This is a genomic window from Paenibacillus sp. MT124, assembly GCF_058792755.1.
The window spans coordinates 2,829,275-2,849,802 of the sequence record NZ_CM179500.1 but is presented as its reverse complement, the minus strand read 5'-3'; the positions used below and the strand labels follow the sequence as shown (position 1 = coordinate 2,849,802).

The following is a 20,528-nucleotide window of genomic DNA, read 5'->3' as shown; positions in this document are numbered from 1 at the left end:
TGTGGTACATACTTGAACAAGCATTCAAAAACCTTTATAGATCCAACTTGAATTGGCACTACTCTTTGACAGCCCCCAGCATCATTCCTGATATAAAATATCTCTGAAGGATGGGATAGATCAGCACGATAGGCAAAGTGGTAATGACGATCGTCGCGAGCTGCACACCCTTGGTCGTTGTTTCAATGACCGCAGAGCCTCCGATATTTTGCATGGATTGCGTCTGGGATTGCACAATAATCTCATATAACATCATCTGCAGTGGATATAATGACTGATCCGTAATGTAAAGCTTGGTTGTCATGAAGTCATTCCATTGCCCCACTCCATTGAACAGCGCAATCGTAGCCATTGCTGGCATGGAGAGCGGGATGAAGATTTTGAGGAAGATATGCCAGTCTCCGGCGCCATCGATTTTGGCTGATTCCTCCAGAGAATCCGGGACGTTCCGGAAGAAGTTCATCAGAATCACGACATCATAGAAGCTGAACAGCGCTGGGATGATATATACCCAGAAGCTATTGAGCAGGCCGAGTGATTTGATCAACAGGTATGTTGGAATCATCCCGCCCGAGAAAAACATCGTGATAACACCCATGGCAACATATAGCTTCCGGCCCCGTATGTATTTTTTGCTCAGGCCGTAACCCACCATGGCACAGAAAAATACGTGAGTAACCACTCCAATTGTCGTTTTGGAAACCGAGATGAAGAAGGCTTGCCAAATACTCGAATCATTAAATACAGCCCGGTAGTTCTCCAGCGAGAACTCGGGTGACCAGAAGATGAACCCCCCTTCCGCGAGCGCCCTGCCGGAACTAAAGGAAGAGATAACCACGTTCCAGAGCGGGACCACAATAACAATGGTACATATGACCAGCAAAATAATATTCAGCGTATCAAAGATCCGGCTATCGAGATCCTCTTTTGCCACCTTTCCATTCACGCGTTACGCCTCCTTCTACAGCACAGATTGATTATCGTTCAGCTTGCTCGTGATCTTGTTTGCGGTAACCAGCAAAATGACGGACACAATCGAGACACCGAGTCCAACCGCTGTCGCATACGAAAAGTCACCCTGAGACATCCCCATACGATATACATAAGAGTTGATGACTTCTGCTTTTTCTCGGTTTTGCGAGTTCATCAGAACCAGTGTCTGATCCAGGTTGGAGCCAAGCAAACCGCTTACCGTTAGAATCAGATTCAAGCTAATGATGGATCTCATGTTCGGAAGCGTGATGTTCCAGATTTGCCTAAGCCTGCTTGCACCATCAATTTTGGCAGCCTCATAGTACGTGGGGTCAATCTTCGACATAATGGCCAGATACAAGATGGTTCCCCAGCCGGCCTCTTTCCATATATCCGATAACGTAGCAATCCACCAGTACTTTCCGGCATCCAGCAGGATGTTTTGTGGCTGCGAGATCAAGCCCAGACTGAGCAGGATCTGATTGAATAGGCCCGTCGTTGAGAACCAGGTAATGAGCATGCCGCCAAGTACGATCCAGGACAAAAAGTGCGGCAAATATGAAACCGTTTGCACAAATTTCTTGAACCGTCCACTGTTCAGCTCGTAGATCATGATTGCAAGAATAATGGGAATGACGAAGCCGATCCCCAATTTGAGAAAACTGATGCCCAGCGTATTCACGACCGCGTCCCAGAAATATTTATCCGACAGGATAATTCTGAAATTCTCCAAGCCTACCCATGGTGCGGTAGCGAGCGTATCAATGACCGTATAATTTTTGAAAGCAATTGTTAGACCATAAATCGGGATATAACAAAAAATGATCATAAAGATAATGCCCGGTATAATCATGGACTGAATTTCCCACTGTCTGCGATAGTCGATGACAAACTCTCTAACCCGCTGTCCTAGCGACTTTTTTTGTTTAGGACCTGACCCAATCGGCGTATTCCCGGCTGCCTTCTCAACAGCTAATTTACTCACGTTCCATAGCTCCCCTCTGACTTTCCATATTTATAAAAACGTTTTTATTTTCGTGCATAAAAACCCCCTTATTCTGCTTCAATCATTTAAAAAAAGACCGAAATGATCCTACACAACTATGCTTCGATATCATTCCGGCCGATCTTTACGTGGCTTGAACCTCTTACGATGAGTTCACCCGATAATTTTTGAGCTGCACCTTGCTCTTTCTTCTTAATCATGCCTACCAATTGGTTAATGGCCAGTATTCCTTGCCTTGCAATCTGATTCCTTACCGTCGTGAGCGGAGGTGAAAAATACGGAGCGATATCAATATCGTCAAAACCCACCACACTTACATCTTGAGGAACCTCATACCCTTCGGATTTTAATGCATGAATGCAGCCAACCGCACTCAGGTCATTCCCCGCGAGAAATGCATCGGGACGCTTGCCTGGATGCAGGTGCAAAAAGGACTTAATGGCACTGTACGTGCTCTCTTCCTCAAAATAACCCTGAATGATATAATCATCATCCACCGGCAGCTGGTATTCACGCAAAGCTGCCAGATACCCGTCCCTACGCTGCACGCTGTCAAACATCGTATCCACACCCGAGATGTAAGCAATCTTCTTGTGTCCAAGTGAGATCAGGTATTTTGTTGCTTCGTAAGCTGCCACATACGAGTCGAATATGACGCTTCCCATCGTTTCACTCTGATAGACACGGTCCAGGAAGACTGCCTTGATCTTGTCTTTTTGCATGGACAGAATATCCTGCTCATCAATTCGCAGCTCTTCATAAATAATGACACCATCCACGCGGCGCCCCATGATATTGCTCATGATGACCTGCTTATCCTTGGTGACAAATACATTCAGCCCATATCCGAGACGGTCACACTCGCGCGACATGGACTCAACCAGTTTGTAAAAATACGGGCCTGATACACTGGTCGTGAAGAAGCCCAGCATTTTGGTTTGTCCGGATTTTAACAACTTGCCATTCAGATTGGGAACGTAATTTAACCGCTCAGCCACCTTCAGCACATGAGACTTGGTCTCCGGATTAAGCACGTCCACACCATTCAGAGCATTGGAGACGGTGGATATGGAAACACCTGCTTCCCTTGCAACATCTTTGATCGTAATCTTAGCCATAATGATTAGTCCTTTACTATAAAAACGTTTTTATATTGTTAAATTAGCATAAAACCGCTTTCAGCACAACACTTTAATTTTTTTACACTGAAGCTTTATGCTTTTTTTATGCGTATGAGCTGTAAATCTGCTCCAATTGTTCTGCCAAACGATCCAGACGAACAAACCGATCTGCCCGAACAACTTCTTTCTGCTCCACCAGAACAAGCATAATCGGAACGGTGAAAATGAGGAACTTCGATGCCACCTCTTCCACCTGATTTGCATCGATGTGTCCCAGATCAATGGAAGGATAAGGCTGGAGCAGTTCTCTGATCTTGGGCATCAAGGCATGACATACACTGCATTCCTGCCTGGAGACATACAAAAAAGTCAGTTTATGCTTCAGGATAAACGAATCAACCATGTCTATGGACGTTAACTCATGTATTTCTTTCATTTGTGCCTCCGTCTCAATCCAAAATGATATAGCAAGTATGAGTGTACCATGATTACATGCACTTATAAAATGCACAATGGAGTGGATTATCTATTCATCACCAAGTGGAGCTCCATGAACCATAAAGTTTCACTTTCCAAGTTACCATAATATGGATTATACTAGATGAGTATAACCATCTTAAATGAAATGAGGTTTATCTATGAAAAGAAAAAGCATGTTACTCCTCGCTGCCCTCTGTCTATTCGCTTCTTTCGCTGCTTCTGCCTCCGCTGCTTCGGTTGACAACGGGTTCAGCCTACTGTCCGATCGTCAAACGGGTACAGTTAAATAAGCGCTTGTTAACGTATTAACAAAATCTCAAAAGCTAACTTCTTAGTGATTACATATTACGTCGGCTTCAAGATGGAATGAAAATGGACACAAACCTGTGGATACATACGGGTTTGTGTCCATTTCATTTGGTCTTAATCTACCTTTGCGCCATATGAACGCATGAACAATACAGCCTGTTCCGTGTCTATACGTGCACCCTTGACGTCCAGGGATTTCAGATCAATGCCTTCCAGATTAGCTCCGCGCAAATCTGCTCCCATGAGTTTGGCTCTGCTTAGCGTTGCTCTGCTCATGTCACAGTCTCTTAGATCTGCCTTACCAAGATCCGTATCCGAGAAGTCCGTTTCGTAGAAGCGAATGCCCCGCAGATCCTGTTTGCCCAGCTTCGTGTGTCTCAAATTCGTATAGGACCAGTCCCCCTTGATAAGGGTAACGCCGTCCATCTGTGCTCCCGAGAAATCAGAGCCGGTCATTTTACAGGACGTAAATTTGGAGACAAAAAGGTTAGCTCCGCTGAATGTACAGTTCTCAAAAGCAGATTCGGTATGAAACGATCCGTTCATGCTCGCTCCTCTGAAGTCGCATTCGATAAACCGGCAATTGCTTGTCTCGATCTCTTCCATGGAAGCATTCATAAAGGTACACTGCTTGAAAACACAGCGCATCAGCTCTCCGTATCTCAAGTCGTGTCCGTCAAAATGCACCGCTTCATATTCCTGATCCTTGTATTGGTACACGATTAAACCTCCTGCTTACATCTACATTCTATGAATCCAAACTTTTTATACTATACCATACCCCTGTCAAGTACCTGCCTAAGTGACCGTAAAAGTCAAGGAATTTAATTTGTCACGATCACAGATAACAAAAAAAAGGCGTCTTCTCTGCTACTGTGCTCTACAGTAGGCTGATCGCCTTTTTCATCATGAGTTTAACTTTTAATTCCAGTCTCTCTTCTTCAAATAAGATTCAAAAACAAAGGTTCCAAATGGCAGCAAACCAGCCACGACACCCATGAACCAGCGTGCCGCCTTCCACCTGTTTACAACGGCCAAATGTACCAATGCAATAAGATACAGAGGGAACAGTATCCCGTGAATCATGCCCATAACGGCCACCGGAGAAGATATATCCGCGAAATATTTCAAAGGCATGGCAATAAGAACAAGCAAGAGCAAGGAAACCCCTTCGCATATCCCTGCAATTTTGAATCGGCCGATCACTGTCTTCATCAGATTCCATCTCACCTTTCCAATCCTCGTTTGTGAATTATGTAACGTTCTCCACATTCAGTATAACGCATGGCTTGGAAGCACAAATGGTTCAAATTTGAATAATTATTGAATCTGCATCGCTGCGTAGTCATCTGAACATAAAACGGCATACGGCTTGTGAAAGCTCCATATAAGATTCATAGGCCTCTTCCGACTCTGACCATAGGTGTGTAACCTTTGGAAACAAGGTGTCTGGTGGGTTCTTATTATCATGAACATTCACGTAATCTGAATGATGTTAGGCTCAAGTTCTTTTAAGGTTAACCACCGCATGCCCGCTTCAAAATGCTCCTGAAATGATTCATTTAAAATTACTTCCGGGAAAACAGGCATGAGCTGCTCCGCTTGATACGATTCCCAGCCCCGAATAAACGCCTCTGTTTCTACCTGACTTTGATAAATAACAACCCTGTCCGGTGCGAGGATCGCATTTACGGTATGAATGATTTGATATACCGTTTCAGCAAACACCTCGGGCTTCATTGGACTGTACCAGTCCATCTCCAAGGGGAGAAATTTAATTTCCCCAGCCATGCCGTTCTTGCCTTTAACGACTTTGCCATAAAGGTAAATGCCCATGCCCGGAGGATAATAGGTTGGGAAATAAATTCCGATTACACTGTTTCCCTCATCCAGTTCTTGCTGTGAACAATAACCGCTAACAGCAGCATTCACATCATTTTCCACCATGACCGGCAGTCCAAATCTTGCTTCAATCTCTTCAGCCATACGGAAACCCTTCAGCTGCTGATGACTGCTTACCATGATTTCTCCGTTCACCGTTTGCCCAGGAATCCCGATGCCTATGCCTTTGATGGAAGGATGCTGAGCGAGAATAGGTTCAATGATTCCGAGAAATTGTGTTTGGTCAAATTCAGGCAGGGTATGTTCTTCTTTCAGCAAAATGGTATTCTCCAAATTGATGACGGTTGCCGTGATGACATCCTGTCCTTGCTTGTCACTCATATAGATTACCAGCGCCAGGCTGAAATCATAATTGTAACGGTAAGTTAGCGCGGGCCTACCCCCGTTGGAGGGAATTGTCTCATCCTCGTACAGTTCCCCAAGCTCGCACAATTCCTTAACCAGCGAATTCACCGTAACTACACTCAATTTGGTCAAGGATGCAAGTTGGGGCTTGGTTGCTGTCTCCACCTGTTTCATGACTTGGCGCACGTTGTTTATATTAATCTCTTTCATCAAATTAGCGTTTGCTATTTTCATAAGCGTTCCAGCCTCCAAATTTCGAACGTCAATGTAACCACTATACAATATCTTGAAAGTGATTAAAAACGGCTGGTATAAAAACAAATCATAGACATGACACACATTCTGCATTGTTCCAAGTTTACGAATTACAAAAAGAGCACACCGTCTACTTTGATGCAATAGACTGGCGTACTCTTTTCGTATCCTTCTTATGCAGGGGCCTGAACCGATTGTTCCTTGCGACTAATCGCATATATGGCCGAGGCCAAGCCCAGAAGAATTAGAATCGAACCTACCCAGCCGTTATACAGAATGGTGGAATGATCTATCACCATCCCGCCAACATACGTACCGAGGGCAATTCCTGCGTGGGCAATTCCCGAATTGGTGCTGATCAGGGATTCCGCTGCTTCTGGAGATGTTTTGATAATCAGACTATTCTGCACTGGCGTAACCGTCCAGCTCAAGGCACTCCAGATGCTCAGCAAGATGAGGAATGCAATTAGAGGCAGTCCAACACTGAATGGGATAACAGCCATGCTCACAATGAAAGGAATTAACACAATGACGATGGCTTTTGCCGGATGCAGGCGATCCGATAATACGCCCCCAAGTCCCCCACCGGCAACAGCCGCGATGCCAAACATCATGTAGATAAAGGTAACCATAGTCGAACTTGCGCCGATCGTTTCCTGGAGAAATGGTGTGAAATACGCATATAATGTCAAATGACCCGCCAGCACCAATAAGGTCGTCGCATGAATCGCCAGCATCCTCGGATTCCACAGTGCAGCAAACTGACGCTTCAAAGAGACGACAGGCACCGGCTGAATACGCTGCATGACAAGACCAATGGCTACCATGACAATGGCAGTCAATATGGCAATAAAAATAAAGACTTCACGCCATCCGGCCAGATTACCCACGAATATTCCGAGCGGCACTCCGAGAATGAGTGATGCACTCCCACCCATCGTAATGATCCCAACCGCACGTCCTTTGTACTGCGGCTTCACAATGCGAGCAGCAAGTGTCAGGGACAATACAAAAATGAGCGAGCCTGTCGCAGCCCCGAGTGCCCTGCCTGCCATCAGCATATAAAAGTTGGCACTGAAAGCAGAAATAAGATTGCTGACCAGGAAGATCAGCAGGGTGTACATGTATACCTTTTTACGTTCAAATCTGGCCGTTACGTTTAACAGAATCGGTGCAGATATGGCATATACCAACGAAAAGATGGATATTAAATAACCGGCTTTCGCCAGAGTCAAATGAAGATCTGCAGCAATCAGATCGAGAATACCGCCCAAAATAAGTTCCACGGTTCCAACCACAAAAGCCGCAATCGCAAGCAAATACACTTTTTTATTCATTTCATGAATCCCCCTCAAAAGTTACAACTACGATAGTAACTTAATGAGAGTGAAAATTCAATAAAAAAAACTATTCCATAAAAGAATAGCTTTCTAATAAATCAACCGGCCCAGCAGCTTGGATATTTCTTCGTCCTGCAGTAGCTGATCTCCATATTTTTTGGTGATTTGAGTGAGGGCAATATCATGATAAAAATAATCCGTCATCGCTTTGACAATCGGCTTGGACATGGTTTTAATCGCTTTCCAGGAATCATTTTCAATGCCTGCGAACAGCAGATAGGCATGGTCTACAATCAGCAGCTGCAAAGGTTCCAGCTTGTCCAGCATGGGAATTAAAGCGTACTTGTTCGTTAAGGACGTCTCTAATCCTCCCACCGACAATACCTCAACATGTACACCTTGCTGTTCTTTTTGTTCCAAGAGCGTACGGTAGTTCTCCATCTTCTCATTCCAGGCCAGAAACAGAATGGATGTATCGGCCTCTGCCATAAGCTGCTCAATATTGGAACCAATCGATGTTTCATCCTTCAGTGTCCAAATATGCTCATCCGTAAACGTTCGTTTGATTTTATAGGCGTTCAATTCCTCGATATCCTTCTCAAAATCCGCTTTGATCTTCAAAATAACGGACTGGAGATCCACGGCTGTATACAATTTTTTCTTGCCATGCATGGTGGTTAATACAATTCCTTTATCGATAAGCCGGTTTAATACTTCGTAAATTTTGGCTTTGGGCACATTGGAGTGATTGACGATGGATGATGCATCGAGTGGTTCCTGTTGAGCGAAGATCGCCTCGTACACCTGACTTTCGTATTGCGTAAAACCGAATTTCTGCAACATGTTTGGACCCGCGCTCCTTCTGGTTATGTATCCTTCTGTTTGTTATTAGTTTAGAGATCGTACTAGTCCTTGTCCAGTTTCATATAACGGACTTCGGGTGGTTATATTAAGATCCGGGTACACATTTTGATTATAAAGGAGCTGTATCGTACATGGAAAGCACCCATGAATTTGTGCAAAAGGTAAATGAGAACGCCGAAAAGGCCCGTCACAACAAGAACAATGGTAAAGGAACACCCAGCGACAAGCTGCCAACCAAACAGCACGGAACCAAAAAGTAAGTTGACTGACAGAATTGTAGTCATTCCAACTAAGCTTCCTTCGTAATCATTGTTCCCGCAAGAGAAAGGATCTCGCGATAGAGATCCTTTCCCTTTCCTCACTCTCTATCAAACTGACTTCACTTTCAAGCTTTCTTACTTGGTACGCCTGTTTATATTGCATGGAGTAGTTCGTCCAGCACATCCTATCACTACTTTTCATTTAATATAGCGAACCTATGTTTAATAGAAAAGAGATGATACGATGACTTGTCGAACTTGTACAAAAGCACTACGCCAACCTGATCTCGTGTTAATCTATTGGTCCAGAAACCCGCTTGTACCGGGATCTGCTCGAAGAATCAGAAGTGTTCGTGTGATTGGAAATACATCACCATGCACATTCTCCCTGGTACCTGGTGCTCTGTTAATCAATGCTCTAAACTGTTTGCTGGATCATGACATCGGTTTTAAAGTCGTATATCGTAAAAACACATCAGCGATCTCCGGGGTTATATTGTTGAAACGCAAATGAGAAATGAAGCCATCCCGTTTTTTTACCTCATGGAGCACACTATAGTCCTAATATATTGAAGGTATATTCAAGCACCAAAAGTGCCACAATACAAATTCAATTGTACTGTGGCACTTCTTGTTTTTATTTATTGGCATTAATGACTTCATTGACTTCCTGTGTAATCTGATCTCCGCCAAGTTTTTTCCAGTTGGCTACAAAGTTATCGAATTCATCAATCGACAGGTTGCCATAGATGATTTTCAAAAATGTCTCCGCTCTAAGCTTATCCAATGTAGCCTGCTTCGTATTCATGGTTCTCGTTGGTGCATATATAAATTCATTCATCACGATCAGGTCATTGTCACGGTAGTACTTAATCACGCCTTGTGAGCTCTCCGGTCCAAAGATACGTTCCATATGCCATTTATCCAGATTGCCGTTACGGTAATCCATAATATCATCATAGAACAGTTTCGCTTCAAGCCCAAGCCCAGATATGTCTCCCGTTTTCAGGGCCTGTTCCACTTCATCCTGGGCCTTTACGTTTTTGTTGGCAGGCAGATTGGACACCGTTGCATTATGAAAACCAAGCCCGGTTAAACCATTCAAATAATCTGCGCGTTCCTTCTCCGCAGATTCTCCGAACATCTTCTCTGCCTGGAAATTCAGCAGTTTAACGAGTGCTTCCGGATGCTCATACCCTTTGCGGACAGCGAAAATGCCGCCCAGACTGAGGTGATTTTGCGTTTTGGCTGGCTGATCATCAATGGATTGTACTGGATACGGCATCCAGTCTACGTTCTGATCTTTCTTAATCATGCTGCTAACTTGGAACGGTGCCCATTGCGGCAAAAAGAACATGCCAGACTTCCCTGCGTTCACGTCTTCCATCATTTTCGCAAAATCCTTCACCCCAAATTCGGGATCCAGCACGCCTTTTTGATACAGGTTCTGCAGCTCTCTCAAGCCTTCCTTCACTTCAGGCTGGATAGTACCATTCACAACCTGACCCGATGCATCCTTGATCCAGGTTTCGAGATAACCATGGTACCCCAGCAAGAACGCATTGATTGGCAAATCCTTGTTCAGCGCGATCCCGTACGTATCATCTTTACCATTGCCATCCGGATCTTCGAACGTGAACGCTTCTGCAATCTGGATGACATCCTGCATTGATTTCGGCGCTTCAAGTCCCACCTTTTTCAACCAGTCCTGTCTGATCCAAATCATGTCCGATGAATCAAGTGAACCCGGAAAACTCACCATCGCGTAAATCTTGCCATCTTTGGTCACCGGTTTCAATCCTGCTCCTTCTTCTGCAGACATAAATTCTTTGACCAGATCCGATGCATACTTATCATACACTTCCGTTAAGTCTTCAAGCATGCCCGCTTCATGCAATTGCTCGAACTGCACCGCACTTACTTTCAATACGTCAGGCAAATCTCCGCTTGCAAGGGTCACATTCATTTTATCGTTGTAATTGGCATCCGGCACAATCCAGTCATACGTAACTTCAATGCCGAGCTCGTCCTTGTAACCGCGGGTCCAAATATTGTTCGCGTGTGTATCCCCTTGAGCAAGCGATTCCTTACCCGTTTCGTTCATCGTCGAGGTTAATTTAATTGGCGGGTCATACTTGGTGAGTGGTCCTCCCGCATCCTGCTGGGTACTAGGCTTGGTTTCGCTCTCTGCATTACCAGCACCTGATGAACATGCTGCAAGCGTCCCTGCCAGGATCATACTAAGTGATAACAATGAAAGCCTTTTGAATGACATAATCATACGACGAATCCCCCTTTTTGTTCCTCCCGTGAGGTATGTGTTCATTGTATAAAGAAAGCGCTATCAGTACGAGTGGATCTCGTTTACATCTGGTATCTTTGATTTACCATTTGACACGTATTTTAACCTTTTTGATCCCTGTACTCCTGAGGCGTGCAGCCGATTGCTTTTTTGAAAAAACGATAAAAGTAATGCTGGTCACTGAAGCCGACCTTGGCGGAAATCTCATGCATTTTACACGAAGAACCGAGCAGCAGTTCCTTGCTTCGTTCAATGCGGCGATCATGAATATATTCCGAGATGCCTTTGCCCGTGATTCGTTTATACCAACGAGACAAGTACGAAGGATTGAGAGAGACTTCCTGTGCAATACGGGTAAGAGAGAGATCATCCTCCAGGTGATGCTTGATGTATTGATGGATTGAGATCAAGATTTGAGACTGATCATTCAGGCGGGTATCGCTCCGCTTCGATATCATCCACTCAAATGCAGACTGATAGAAAATAACGAGTTCGGGCCACGGTGTATGGATATCAAAATGCAGCATGCGGGAGAGACCCATCTCTTCCTTCGCAGGTTCGTATAAACCCAGTTCATGAAGCAGTTCAATCAAGGTACTCCCTGCTTCGGTGTATATTTTCATTCGAAAGAACGGATCTTGAAGCCCCTCCCTCGAACTCTCAGTCCATTTCTGATAAGAAGTTATCCATTCGCTGTTCCCCGCTGCGACATGCTGCTTGACCTGATCCAGATGCAGAGACGCAACCGCCTGCTGGCTCAGGGGATTTGGTACCACGTTTATATCCGGCTGCACGTTGACACGAAGCAGCTTTTCCATCCCGAGTCCAGGTCCTTCATGAATGGATAATCGTAACTGCGCGATTGCCCGATTCAGATCCATCCAAGCTACAGCCTGTTCACTCACCATGATCGATACCGAGAGGTTAAGGCAATCTGCACAAGAGTGCTGCACAGACTCGAGCGTTCCATAGACAAAGCGAAGCGTTTGCTCCCACTGTTCCTGTGCATTCCCACGATACGCTGTACTTTCCGCGGCTGGCTGGATCAAACAAGCAATAACCTGATAATCCAGATCAATCGCCTTGACTGTCGACTTGTCCTGCAGCAGTTCCTCTGCCACATTGGCCACAGCATACCTGATTAAACTCCGATCGGCCTGTGTCTGATAGTTGTTCCAATCCTCCACCCTTATAATGACCGGAAGAACGCGTTCCCCAGAATGAAAAGGAAGCTGCACGGCATCCAGTTCCTCCTGAAGCGAGGCGAAATCATGCCTTTCCGTTCGCTTCATTAGATCAAGCATTAACTGACGCTGCAGCTGGGGCAGGGCTCTGGGCAGCTGGCTGCGGAACCAGGCATTCTGGTACCTGAAATCATTTTCTTCCGAAATTTGAGCCAAAGCACGCTCTACTGCCGTACGTATATGATTCATGCCCTCCGTCTTGAGGAGATAATCCACCACACAGGGATTGCGTATGGCCTGATGTGCATAATCGAATTCATTATGGCCTGTCAGCAGCAATACTTTGCATCTGGGCCATCGGTCCATGATTTTCTCAATGAGCTCCATGCCGTCCATTCCAGGCATACAGATATCGCTAAGCACAATATCCACCTTTACCGAATTCAACCACTCGATTGCTTCGAAGGCAGATTGGGCCTTAATAATCTCCATGTCCTGAAAATTCGCCTTCTGGAAGAAGGCATATAGTCCGTCCAAAATCACCGGTTCGTCATCAACGATCAGCATCCGCTGCATGAGGCAGCTCCCCTTTCCATGGAACATTCACGACAATGCATAAACCACCCAATTCACTACGTCTTGCAGCGAGACCGTAATCTGCACCAAACTTGATTCTCAGCCTTTGGTTTACATTGATAAGCCCCGTAATTTCTTCATCTTCCTGTCGCTGCGCAGGCTCCCCAAAGGACTGATCCAGCCCAGCTAACATCTCATCCGTTAACTGATCACCATCATCCTCAATCCAAATGGACAGCCTGCCCTCTGCGGCCTGATAAGAGAGTTTAAGGATACCTCCCTGACTTCGCTTGGCAAGTGCATGTTCGAAGACATTCTCCACGATTGGCTGAACAATGACTCTCGGGATCGCAATCGATCTGTACACAGGGTTTATATCCTCAATGAGCAATTGTACTCTTGACCCGAATCGGATCTTCTGAATCGCAGCATAGACCATCGCATGGTCTACTTCTTCACCGAGCGAGACTTCTGTCCGAGAGTCACGGGACATATACCTGAAGTACTGACCCAGATAATCGGTAAACTCCTGAATTAATTCAAAGTTCTCCACCTCCGCCATCTGTTTAATACTGAACAGACTGTTGTATAGAAAGTGAGGCTGAATCTGGGATTGAAGATGTTTGAGCTCTGCTTCACTCGTTCGTATTCTGGCAACATAATTTTCTTCAATCAAAAGATGTAAGCGCTCTATCATATGGTTGAACCGAGAGTATAAATATCCGAATTCATCCCGTCTTGAATGCGGAATACGGATGTCAGGCTGCCCTTGCTCCGCCATTCTGAAGCCTTTGACGAGTGCAGATAACGGCTTGTGGATCGATTTGTATACAGATAATGAGAAGATGACAATGATGACCATCGACATCAAGGTTAACATCCATAACCATAACTTATATCGTTCAAGTGGTGCCTGAAGCACCTCTTCAGCAATGCTGGAGGTTAGTGTGAATGAATGATCCGAATCATAGAGAGAGTAATACAAATGATGATCGGAGTGGTATCTCGTTACCTGCAGCGCATCCTGCGATTCCGTTGGAAGCATCTGTAATAGTCCAGTAGAGACAGCCTGCTCTGAGGAGGAAATGACCACTTCGTGCTTGTCACCAAAGCTCAGCGTGATGTCACTGCCGCCCGTTTCCGACAGCTGCTGCAGCCTTTTTTTCAGCTCATCTGCAGATAAGCGTATTCCCAATATAAAGTTGGGCGGCTCCTCGTGATTCATATTGTACGGATTGCTCTTCAGGAAATAGAGGTCATCTGCCGAAGTCGATAACTCCCCATTCAGATTCCCCATCGTCGCAAGCAGATCTTTCCACTCGTCGTCCTCAACGCTGCGGATGCCATCCACTGCACTTACCCGTTTATGAAGCGCAGGAACATAGTACACAACATCACTGATGTATGGACTGGTCACCATGATCTGACTGAGTTTCTTATGTATCTCATTTAGACTGGATGTAATCTCATACCGACTCATAATGGGTGCTCTGGTACTTAGCGTGGACATCGGTTCATCGAACGAAAATTCATTGACAAGACTGCTCATTCGCTCCAATTCGAATTGCAGATGATTGTGGTAGAAGTGCAGCTTGGAATCATGCGCATTTTCTACTTCGATCTGCATTTGCTTGGAGCTATTATGTGTAATTACAATGCTGCTTCCATACAACGGGAGAATAACCAATACAAAAGCAATCATCAGTTTGACCACAATGGAGTTGGTCTTCCAGCTCCCCCCCAATAATCTCATGCCCCTTCCACTCCTCTCCTCAAGCAGCAAAAAAGGAGCCGGAAATCGGCTCCTCTACTCGGTTTTCCTCCTACCGATCTTATCCCTTTACACTGCCGACAACAAGCCCATGAACGAAATACCGCTGCAGAAATGGATATACGAGCAGAATGGGAATCACGGATAAAAAAATCTGGGACGCCTGGGTCGTTCGATCCGACACCTGGCTTAACAGCGTTGCATCCTCCAGCGTCATCATTTCACTCTGGATCATCGTCACTTGCTGCAGCATGGACTGCAGATACGTTGCGAGCGGATATTGCTCCGGGCTTTTCATATAGATCATGCCATCAAACCAGGCATTCCAGTGTCCGACCATGGCAAACAACGTGATGGTTGCGATACTTGGCAGGGAAATGGGCAGATAGATGCTCCACAGTGTACGGAAATGTCCTGCACCATCCATCCACGAGGCTTCTTCCAATTCTTTGGGCAATCCTCTGAAGAAGTTCAGCATCAGCAGTACATTGAAAATGGGAACCGCCCCCGGTAATATCAGTGCCCAAATCGAATCCAGGAGACCTGCTTCCTTGACGACCAGATAACCTGGAATCAGCCCTCCACTGAACAGCATCGTGAATACAAATATCCAGGCATAGAATGTTCTGGAACGAAATCTGGAAGCTTCTTTGGAGAGAGGAAAAGCCACGAGAATTGTGAAGATCAGATTCGTGGCAACTCCCAATATCACCCGAAGCAGACTCGTGCCAAACGAGTTAAGGAACTGTTGATTTTCCAAAATGTACTTATAAGACGATAACGTGAAATCCACGGGCCAGAACGTAACATTCCCGGCTTTGACTGCATCACTCGAACTGAAGGATATCGCCAATATATTCACGATCGGAAACAGGCAGAGCAAGGCAAGAATCGTCAGGATGACGTAATTAAAACCTAAAAACCAGCGATAGGCTCTCGATGCATGGTGCATGATTCTGCCTCCTTTCTAAAATATGCGATAATTGGCAAATCGATAGGCCAGGAAATAACCCAGTCCGATAAAGATGAATGAAACTACCGACTTAATGAGACCTAATGCCGTAGAAACTGAATATTGGGCATCCTGTAAACCGATTCGATAGATCATCGTATCCAGGATATCACCGGATTCATAGACGAGCGGGTTGTACAGATTGAACACCTGATCGAACCCGCCATTAAGTACGTTTCCAAGACTAAGGGTAACCATTAGAATGACAATCGGACGAATTCCGGGCAGCGTAATATGCCAGGTCTGCTTCCATCGCCCTGCCCCGTCCATGACGGCGGCTTCATAGAGAGACTTATCAATGCTGGTCAGTGCTGCCAAATAGATGATGGTGCCAAAACCGAACTCTTTCCATTGATCAGTAATGACAAGTATGTACGGAAACCAATCGTTGCTGGCCAGAAATTGAATGGGCTCCATCCCGAGTGACTTGAGCAGCATATTCACGATTCCACTGCTCGGGGATAACACATCCACGATAATGCCAGCTAGGATGACCCACGAAAAAAAGTGGGGCATATATATTACCGTTTGTATCGTTCGTTTAAATCCGGTTTTGCGTACTTCGTTGAGCAGTAGGGCCACAAGTACCGGAATCACAAGGCCGGAACTAATTTTCATGACAGAAATGAATACCGTATTCCACACAACCTGGCCAAACCCCGGAAGATCGAACAGGTATCGGAAGTTATCCAAGCCTACCCAGTTCATGTTCTTGAATCCAGCAATTGGAGAGAAATTCTGAAAGGCAATCGAGAGACCTGCCATTGGAATGTAACCGAATACAATAATGATGATCAAACCGGGCAGAATCATAAGATGAAGCGGAATGTTTCTGATAAATTGTTTGTAGTTGGAACGCATGAGCTGTCTCCTCCTTCAAAATTTATTATAGGAGCAGGCATGCTGATGAAATAGTGTAGGTTATTTACTTTGGGTATCTTCTGTTGACTCTCAATCTGGAAACACAAAAAAACCGCGATTACTCGCGGTTTCTTCATGAACACTGTTCTCTTCCGGGGTAGAAGAATAAATGAAACTACAAATCCAGAATTAATACATTGACTGAATAAGCGGGCAACTGAAGAATCACAGATTGACCGTCCAGTCCAATCTCCCGTTCCTGTGGAACCACCTTCTCATCATTCTTCTGATTCACATTCGGAACATGAACCAATGATTGATCTCCGCTGAGTGTGATCAACCGTGCTGCAGATTTCACATTCAGATCCTCAAGATGGACGTGTGTAGCTTTGTCCACACTATCTGCATTCACCAGTTTTACATATACATGCTGCTGATCTCTCGTAACGGAATGGAACACCTCACGATTATATGCTTCGAGCTTATAATCCAGCACTTTGCTGGTTGTATGTCCGTCTGTGTAGGAGCAGATCAAGCTCTTCCCTGTATCGCCGCCATAATTGACAGTGATCGTATAATCGGTACCGCTCTCCAGCGATTCATAATTCGCAGCTCTCAGGTTACCCGCTGCGGAACTTGATGAGTAATCACCGAGAGTATATCCTTCGATACCTTGTTTGTACACTTTTACTCCTGTTGCATCACCACCGTAACCAATCGCGTATTCAATGACATCCTTCTTGTCAGATGAAATATCCGTAAGTCCCACGCCGACATAGAAACCGTCATCACCCGCCAAGCGCTTGGTTTCCACCTGCACCTTGTAATTGGTCCATTCTTCATTCAGAAGATATATCCCGTTCAGGCCGCTGGTTTGCGATTTAAGCACAAGTCCGTTTCCGGCTTCAAGTGTATATCCGTTCGAACCAGGAATCAGACCCCACGCCTCACTCAGCTCCGTCTGCTCCCTGAAATCTTCACTCAACAGCACGCTGCCATCCTGATTGGATGTGACCGTCACCCGTTTCACGACGATGTCTGCATTACCGGTTGCAATCTCGATTCCTCCATGAGGGATGAGCTCCACCTGTTTTCCTTTGCTGTACGTCTTAAACGAAGTGCCGATCACTTGATCTCCGACGTATTTCGCAAAAAGGTGCTGAACGTAGTAGTTCGTCGTATACCATACTGTTTCATCGTCAAACCAGATGCAATCCGGTGTCCAGCGATAGGTTCCATCCGTCAGCACTTTATTGAACAATGGCGCATAGGCAGCCAAACGAACGACATCTGCATTGTTTTCGAAGCCGGTCATGATTGCTGCTTCTGCAACGGCACCGGCCAGTGTGTTTTTGTCCGTGGATGCGTACTCCCCGACAAAGACCTTTGAAGTCTCTTTCCAGTTGATTTGCCCATCTTCATGATAAACCCGATGGTAGTAGTTATAACGATCCACGTTATTTAGCAAGTAATCATTGGACCGATAATAGTGTTCGTCTGCAATGGTATCCATATAATCGTCCTGCTTCTCGTACCAGGTTACCGTTTCTTCAATGACCTTCTGTCCATCGGCAAACGCTACTTGAGCCGAACCTGTAAGGTTACCGCTCAGGAACTTCCAGCCTTGTTGGTATGCATCATCGTCCGCTTGTGCACCAACGGTTGAAATAATATGCAGCTCATGATCCGGATAGTTTAGCTTCATATAATCATTAATGGATGCTTTGAACACTTCAAAGTTGGCGAAAAATTCGGTTCCCCAGTTCTCGTTCCCTACACCAAGGTAGCGCAGATCGAACGGCTCAGGGTGCCCCATCTGGCTGCGTATTGCCGCCCATTCGTTATGTTCAACATCTGTACTCAGGGCAAAATCGATCAAATCCGTGAAGTTTTTGATGTAATAGTCTCTTAAAGCGCCGCCAGCCGGATGTGCATAATCCGAACGTGCCTGACACAGAACTCCACAGGCCATAACGGGAACCGGAGCGGCATTCAAATCTTCCGCGAGCTGGAAGTACTCCATGTATCCAAGCCCCATCGTCATCATGTAACCCCAGACATTGTAGTTCTCTTTGCGCAGCTCAACCGGACCAACAGAATCCTTCCAGTCGTACACATTATCCCATATGAAGGACCCTTCCGAGATGCAGCCTCCCGGAAAGCGCAGAAACTTGGGGTGCATATCAACGAGAGCCTGAACCAGATCCTTTCTCAGTCGATAGTTCGGATTTCCCTTGTAGTTAGCGTGTGCTGATGTGGAAATGCCGGCTTCATCAGGAACTGCGCCCCATACGTCCCGTGGGATCAGAGACACCATATCGATGGAAATATCTCCTTCAAACGTAAGCGCAAGCTGCCCAAGGGCTGTCTCTGTTCCGGTAAGAACAAGAGCCTGATTTCTCGTTTCCGAATCCACCCTGACTGCACCATACTTTTTCCAGGTACCTCCTCCATCTACATGAACCTTGACGGAATCACTAATTACAGTTTCCGAGCCATCCTGTAGTTGTATGGTTATCGTACCGGCCGAATTTGCCTTTGCCCAGATGGTGAAGTCGTATTGTTCACCTTTTTTGATGGACATGGCACAATGCTGATTGGTATCAGAAAAACCACGATTTCGTATTGTTGCTCCATCCTGAACCGTCACATAGTAAGCATTTGCATCCGGGTCTTCGAGTTTGAAGTGGTCATTCAATCCACCTTCGTGATGCACATTCATTTTGCTGGTGTCTCCAGACCATGCGAATAACGGATCCCGGTTCCTCCCTGTCGAACATCCGCATTCACCGGAGGTATGTGAGTATGTATCAAATGCAAAAGATTCAAATGAACGATTCTGAACCAGCTCGGCATAGATTCCGCCATCCGCCGCATTGTTAATATCCTCGTAGAACAGACCGTACATGACCTCGCTAATATCAGCGACTTGCTGATCGCCGTGAATTGTTATGGTATAAGGTGGCAGCTCCTCAGGCAATACGGATACGTCAAAACTTTTACTCAGCGAGCTTTCACCTTTACTCAAAATTGCACTCAGGCTTGCTTCCTGTGCCGAGGTAATGGACTGCATTTTTCCATCATGTGACAGCACTTCAGGACGATTGGACTGCCAGTGGACCTTCACTTTCCCACCCAGCAGGTCAACAGGCAGCGAAATATTCCTCGTAACGATTCGGGTCGGAAATGACAAATATTTTTCTCCTGCCAACGTAACAATTTCATCATCGGTTAATGATTCACACATGACTTCGATGACTTCATCCATCGTTAATCCAGCCTGATATATCCGAAAATCGGACAGTGATCCGGCAAAATCCACATCGGCTGCATACTGAGAACGACCAATGTAATTCTGGCTGTAATTGGCAGAATCATTGAAGGAATCGAACCATCTGCGCAGCTTCGCATAATTACCACTGGACGTCTGACTGATGGACCCATCTGCTATTTTCTCTCCATTAACGTAGACGATCGGGCCAGCACTGCTAAGCGTACCTCCCTGAGTTCCTGCTACCGACAGAGCGATATGCATCCATTCCCCCGTTGCAAATCCTCGGCCCGGATCCACAACCAAATCCCCTTCTGCAGACATCGTTCCTCTCAGCTGTCTTGTCAAAAACAGATTGGGGCCCTGTTCTCCTTTTCCGAAGTCAAAAATGCGTTCCCACACATTAGAGCCCTTGTTTAGATGCACCCAGGCTGCCACAGTGATGCCTGTTTTATCGCTTACATTTTGTAATAGATCTGAAGGTAACTGAAGATACGATGTCCCATTCTCCCCCCCTGCAAAAGTAACCGCATTCCTTTCACTCACTCTCCCCACCGATGGTACCGAATGACCTCCAGCAATGCCATCCTTGCCTTGGCCGGAATAATCCTTACCGATGTTGCCCGCATCCTCAAACTTGTAATGTGCAATAATTTGATCTTGATAACTGCTCATCATTATGCCTCCTATGTAGATT

Annotated in this window: 17 protein-coding genes; 2 read left to right on the top strand and 15 right to left on the bottom strand. The window is 45.7% G+C overall.

All coding sequences use genetic code 11. The annotated features are described in order from the left end of the window. Positions 1-58: 58 nt before the first annotated feature. The 4 genes from AC3RCI_RS13125 to AC3RCI_RS13110 all read right to left on the bottom strand — a co-directional run bounded on the left by AC3RCI_RS13125 (position 59) and on the right by AC3RCI_RS13110 (position 3,535). On the bottom strand, positions 59-946 hold the full coding sequence (locus AC3RCI_RS13125) for a carbohydrate ABC transporter permease (RefSeq protein WP_095287395.1): 888 nt from the start codon (positions 944-946) through the stop codon (positions 59-61). Positions 947-961: 15 nt separating this feature from the next. After that, positions 962-1,957 (bottom strand): ABC transporter permease subunit, encoded by a 996-nt coding sequence (locus tag AC3RCI_RS13120; protein ID WP_261779881.1) that lies wholly within the window; start codon positions 1,955-1,957, stop codon positions 962-964. A gap of 116 nt (positions 1,958-2,073) precedes the next feature. After that, positions 2,074-3,096 (bottom strand): LacI family DNA-binding transcriptional regulator, encoded by a 1,023-nt coding sequence (locus tag AC3RCI_RS13115; protein WP_127535951.1) that lies wholly within the window; start codon positions 3,094-3,096, stop codon positions 2,074-2,076. Positions 3,097-3,202: 106 nt separating this feature from the next. Further along, the gene (locus AC3RCI_RS13110) at positions 3,203-3,535 is read right to left on the bottom strand and encodes a thioredoxin family protein (RefSeq protein WP_492529382.1); all 333 of its coding nucleotides are present in this window, start codon (positions 3,533-3,535) and stop codon (positions 3,203-3,205) included. A 202-nt stretch (positions 3,536-3,737) separates the two neighbouring features. Here AC3RCI_RS13110 and AC3RCI_RS13105 point away from each other — a divergent pair, with 202 nt between their 5' ends. Next, complete coding sequence (locus AC3RCI_RS13105) at positions 3,738-3,869, top strand: hypothetical protein (protein WP_261779882.1); 132 nt, start codon at positions 3,738-3,740, stop codon at positions 3,867-3,869. Positions 3,870-4,002: 133 nt separating this feature from the next. On the opposite strand, the gene AC3RCI_RS13100 is transcribed toward AC3RCI_RS13105, so the two are convergent. From AC3RCI_RS13100 to AC3RCI_RS13080, 5 genes are all read right to left on the bottom strand, one after another. Beyond that, the gene (locus AC3RCI_RS13100) at positions 4,003-4,608 is read right to left on the bottom strand and encodes a pentapeptide repeat-containing protein (protein WP_154893345.1); all 606 of its coding nucleotides are present in this window, start codon (positions 4,606-4,608) and stop codon (positions 4,003-4,005) included. Positions 4,609-4,809: 201 nt separating this feature from the next. Further along, positions 4,810-5,103, bottom strand: coding sequence for a DUF3817 domain-containing protein (locus tag AC3RCI_RS13095; RefSeq protein ID WP_336779889.1), 294 nt, complete (start codon positions 5,101-5,103; stop codon positions 4,810-4,812). Positions 5,104-5,364: 261 nt separating this feature from the next. Beyond that, positions 5,365-6,369 (bottom strand): ROK family protein, encoded by a 1,005-nt coding sequence (locus tag AC3RCI_RS13090; RefSeq protein ID WP_492529380.1) that lies wholly within the window; start codon positions 6,367-6,369, stop codon positions 5,365-5,367. A gap of 194 nt (positions 6,370-6,563) precedes the next feature. After that, entirely contained in the window at positions 6,564-7,727 is a 1,164-nt protein-coding gene (locus AC3RCI_RS13085) for an MFS transporter (RefSeq protein WP_492529378.1), read from the bottom strand. A gap of 93 nt (positions 7,728-7,820) precedes the next feature. Next, a complete protein-coding gene (locus tag AC3RCI_RS13080) occupies positions 7,821-8,573 on the bottom strand; it encodes a TrmB family transcriptional regulator (protein ID WP_492474349.1) in 753 nt (250 codons plus the stop codon). Between the two features lie 152 nt (positions 8,574-8,725). Between AC3RCI_RS13080 and AC3RCI_RS13075 the strand changes: the two genes are divergently transcribed. Next, a complete protein-coding gene (locus tag AC3RCI_RS13075) occupies positions 8,726-8,854 on the top strand; it encodes a DUF4023 family protein (protein WP_095358309.1) in 129 nt (42 codons plus the stop codon). 637 nt (positions 8,855-9,491) lie between these two features. Here the strand turns inward: AC3RCI_RS13075 and AC3RCI_RS13070 are convergent. From AC3RCI_RS13070 to AC3RCI_RS13045, 6 genes are all read right to left on the bottom strand, one after another. Next, positions 9,492-11,135: an extracellular solute-binding protein gene (locus AC3RCI_RS13070; RefSeq protein WP_492529376.1), complete on the bottom strand. Its 1,644-nt coding sequence runs from the start codon at positions 11,133-11,135 to the stop codon at positions 9,492-9,494. Positions 11,136-11,257: 122 nt separating this feature from the next. Continuing rightward, entirely contained in the window at positions 11,258-12,916 is a 1,659-nt protein-coding gene (locus AC3RCI_RS13065; RefSeq protein WP_492529374.1) for a response regulator transcription factor, read from the bottom strand. Further along, on the bottom strand, positions 12,894-14,669 hold the full coding sequence (locus AC3RCI_RS13060) for a sensor histidine kinase (protein ID WP_492529372.1): 1,776 nt from the start codon (positions 14,667-14,669) through the stop codon (positions 12,894-12,896). The genes AC3RCI_RS13065 and AC3RCI_RS13060 overlap by 23 nt, the downstream gene beginning before the upstream one ends. A 79-nt stretch (positions 14,670-14,748) precedes the next feature. Beyond that, on the bottom strand, positions 14,749-15,639 hold the full coding sequence (locus tag AC3RCI_RS13055) for a carbohydrate ABC transporter permease (protein ID WP_336779882.1): 891 nt from the start codon (positions 15,637-15,639) through the stop codon (positions 14,749-14,751). A gap of 15 nt (positions 15,640-15,654) precedes the next feature. Further along, complete coding sequence (locus tag AC3RCI_RS13050; RefSeq protein WP_336779881.1) at positions 15,655-16,560, bottom strand: ABC transporter permease; 906 nt, start codon at positions 16,558-16,560, stop codon at positions 15,655-15,657. Positions 16,561-16,735: 175 nt separating this feature from the next. Further along, positions 16,736-20,506, bottom strand: a complete 3,771-nt coding sequence (locus AC3RCI_RS13045) for an alpha-L-arabinofuranosidase family protein (protein ID WP_492529370.1) — start codon at positions 20,504-20,506, stop codon at positions 16,736-16,738. Between the last annotated feature and the right edge of the window lie 22 nt (positions 20,507-20,528).

Bases quoted from the DNA above. Each gene is read 5' to 3' on its own strand.
- AC3RCI_RS13115 (WP_127535951.1), bottom strand. From the start codon at position 3,096: ATGGCTAAGATTACGATCAAAGATGTTGCAAGGGAAGCAGGTGTTTCC.
- AC3RCI_RS13110 (WP_492529382.1), bottom strand. From the start codon at position 3,535: ATGAAAGAAATACATGAGTTAACGTCCATAGACATGGTTGATTCGTTT.
- AC3RCI_RS13105 (WP_261779882.1), top strand. From the start codon at position 3,738: ATGAAAAGAAAAAGCATGTTACTCCTCGCTGCCCTCTGTCTATTCGCT.
- AC3RCI_RS13095 (WP_336779889.1), bottom strand. From the start codon at position 5,103: ATGAAGACAGTGATCGGCCGATTCAAAATTGCAGGGATATGCGAAGGG.
- AC3RCI_RS13090 (WP_492529380.1), bottom strand. From the start codon at position 6,369: ATGAAAATAGCAAACGCTAATTTGATGAAAGAGATTAATATAAACAAC.
- AC3RCI_RS13085 (WP_492529378.1), bottom strand. From the start codon at position 7,727: ATGAATAAAAAAGTGTATTTGCTTGCGATTGCGGCTTTTGTGGTTGGA.
- AC3RCI_RS13080 (WP_492474349.1), bottom strand. From the start codon at position 8,573: ATGTTGCAGAAATTCGGTTTTACGCAATACGAAAGTCAGGTGTACGAG.
- AC3RCI_RS13075 (WP_095358309.1), top strand. From the start codon at position 8,726: ATGGAAAGCACCCATGAATTTGTGCAAAAGGTAAATGAGAACGCCGAA.
- AC3RCI_RS13070 (WP_492529376.1), bottom strand. From the start codon at position 11,135: ATGATTATGTCATTCAAAAGGCTTTCATTGTTATCACTTAGTATGATC.
- AC3RCI_RS13065 (WP_492529374.1), bottom strand. From the start codon at position 12,916: ATGCAGCGGATGCTGATCGTTGATGACGAACCGGTGATTTTGGACGGA.
- AC3RCI_RS13060 (WP_492529372.1), bottom strand. From the start codon at position 14,669: ATGAGATTATTGGGGGGGAGCTGGAAGACCAACTCCATTGTGGTCAAA.
- AC3RCI_RS13055 (WP_336779882.1), bottom strand. From the start codon at position 15,639: ATGCACCATGCATCGAGAGCCTATCGCTGGTTTTTAGGTTTTAATTAC.
- AC3RCI_RS13050 (WP_336779881.1), bottom strand. From the start codon at position 16,560: ATGCGTTCCAACTACAAACAATTTATCAGAAACATTCCGCTTCATCTT.
- AC3RCI_RS13045 (WP_492529370.1), bottom strand. From the start codon at position 20,506: ATGAGCAGTTATCAAGATCAAATTATTGCACATTACAAGTTTGAGGAT.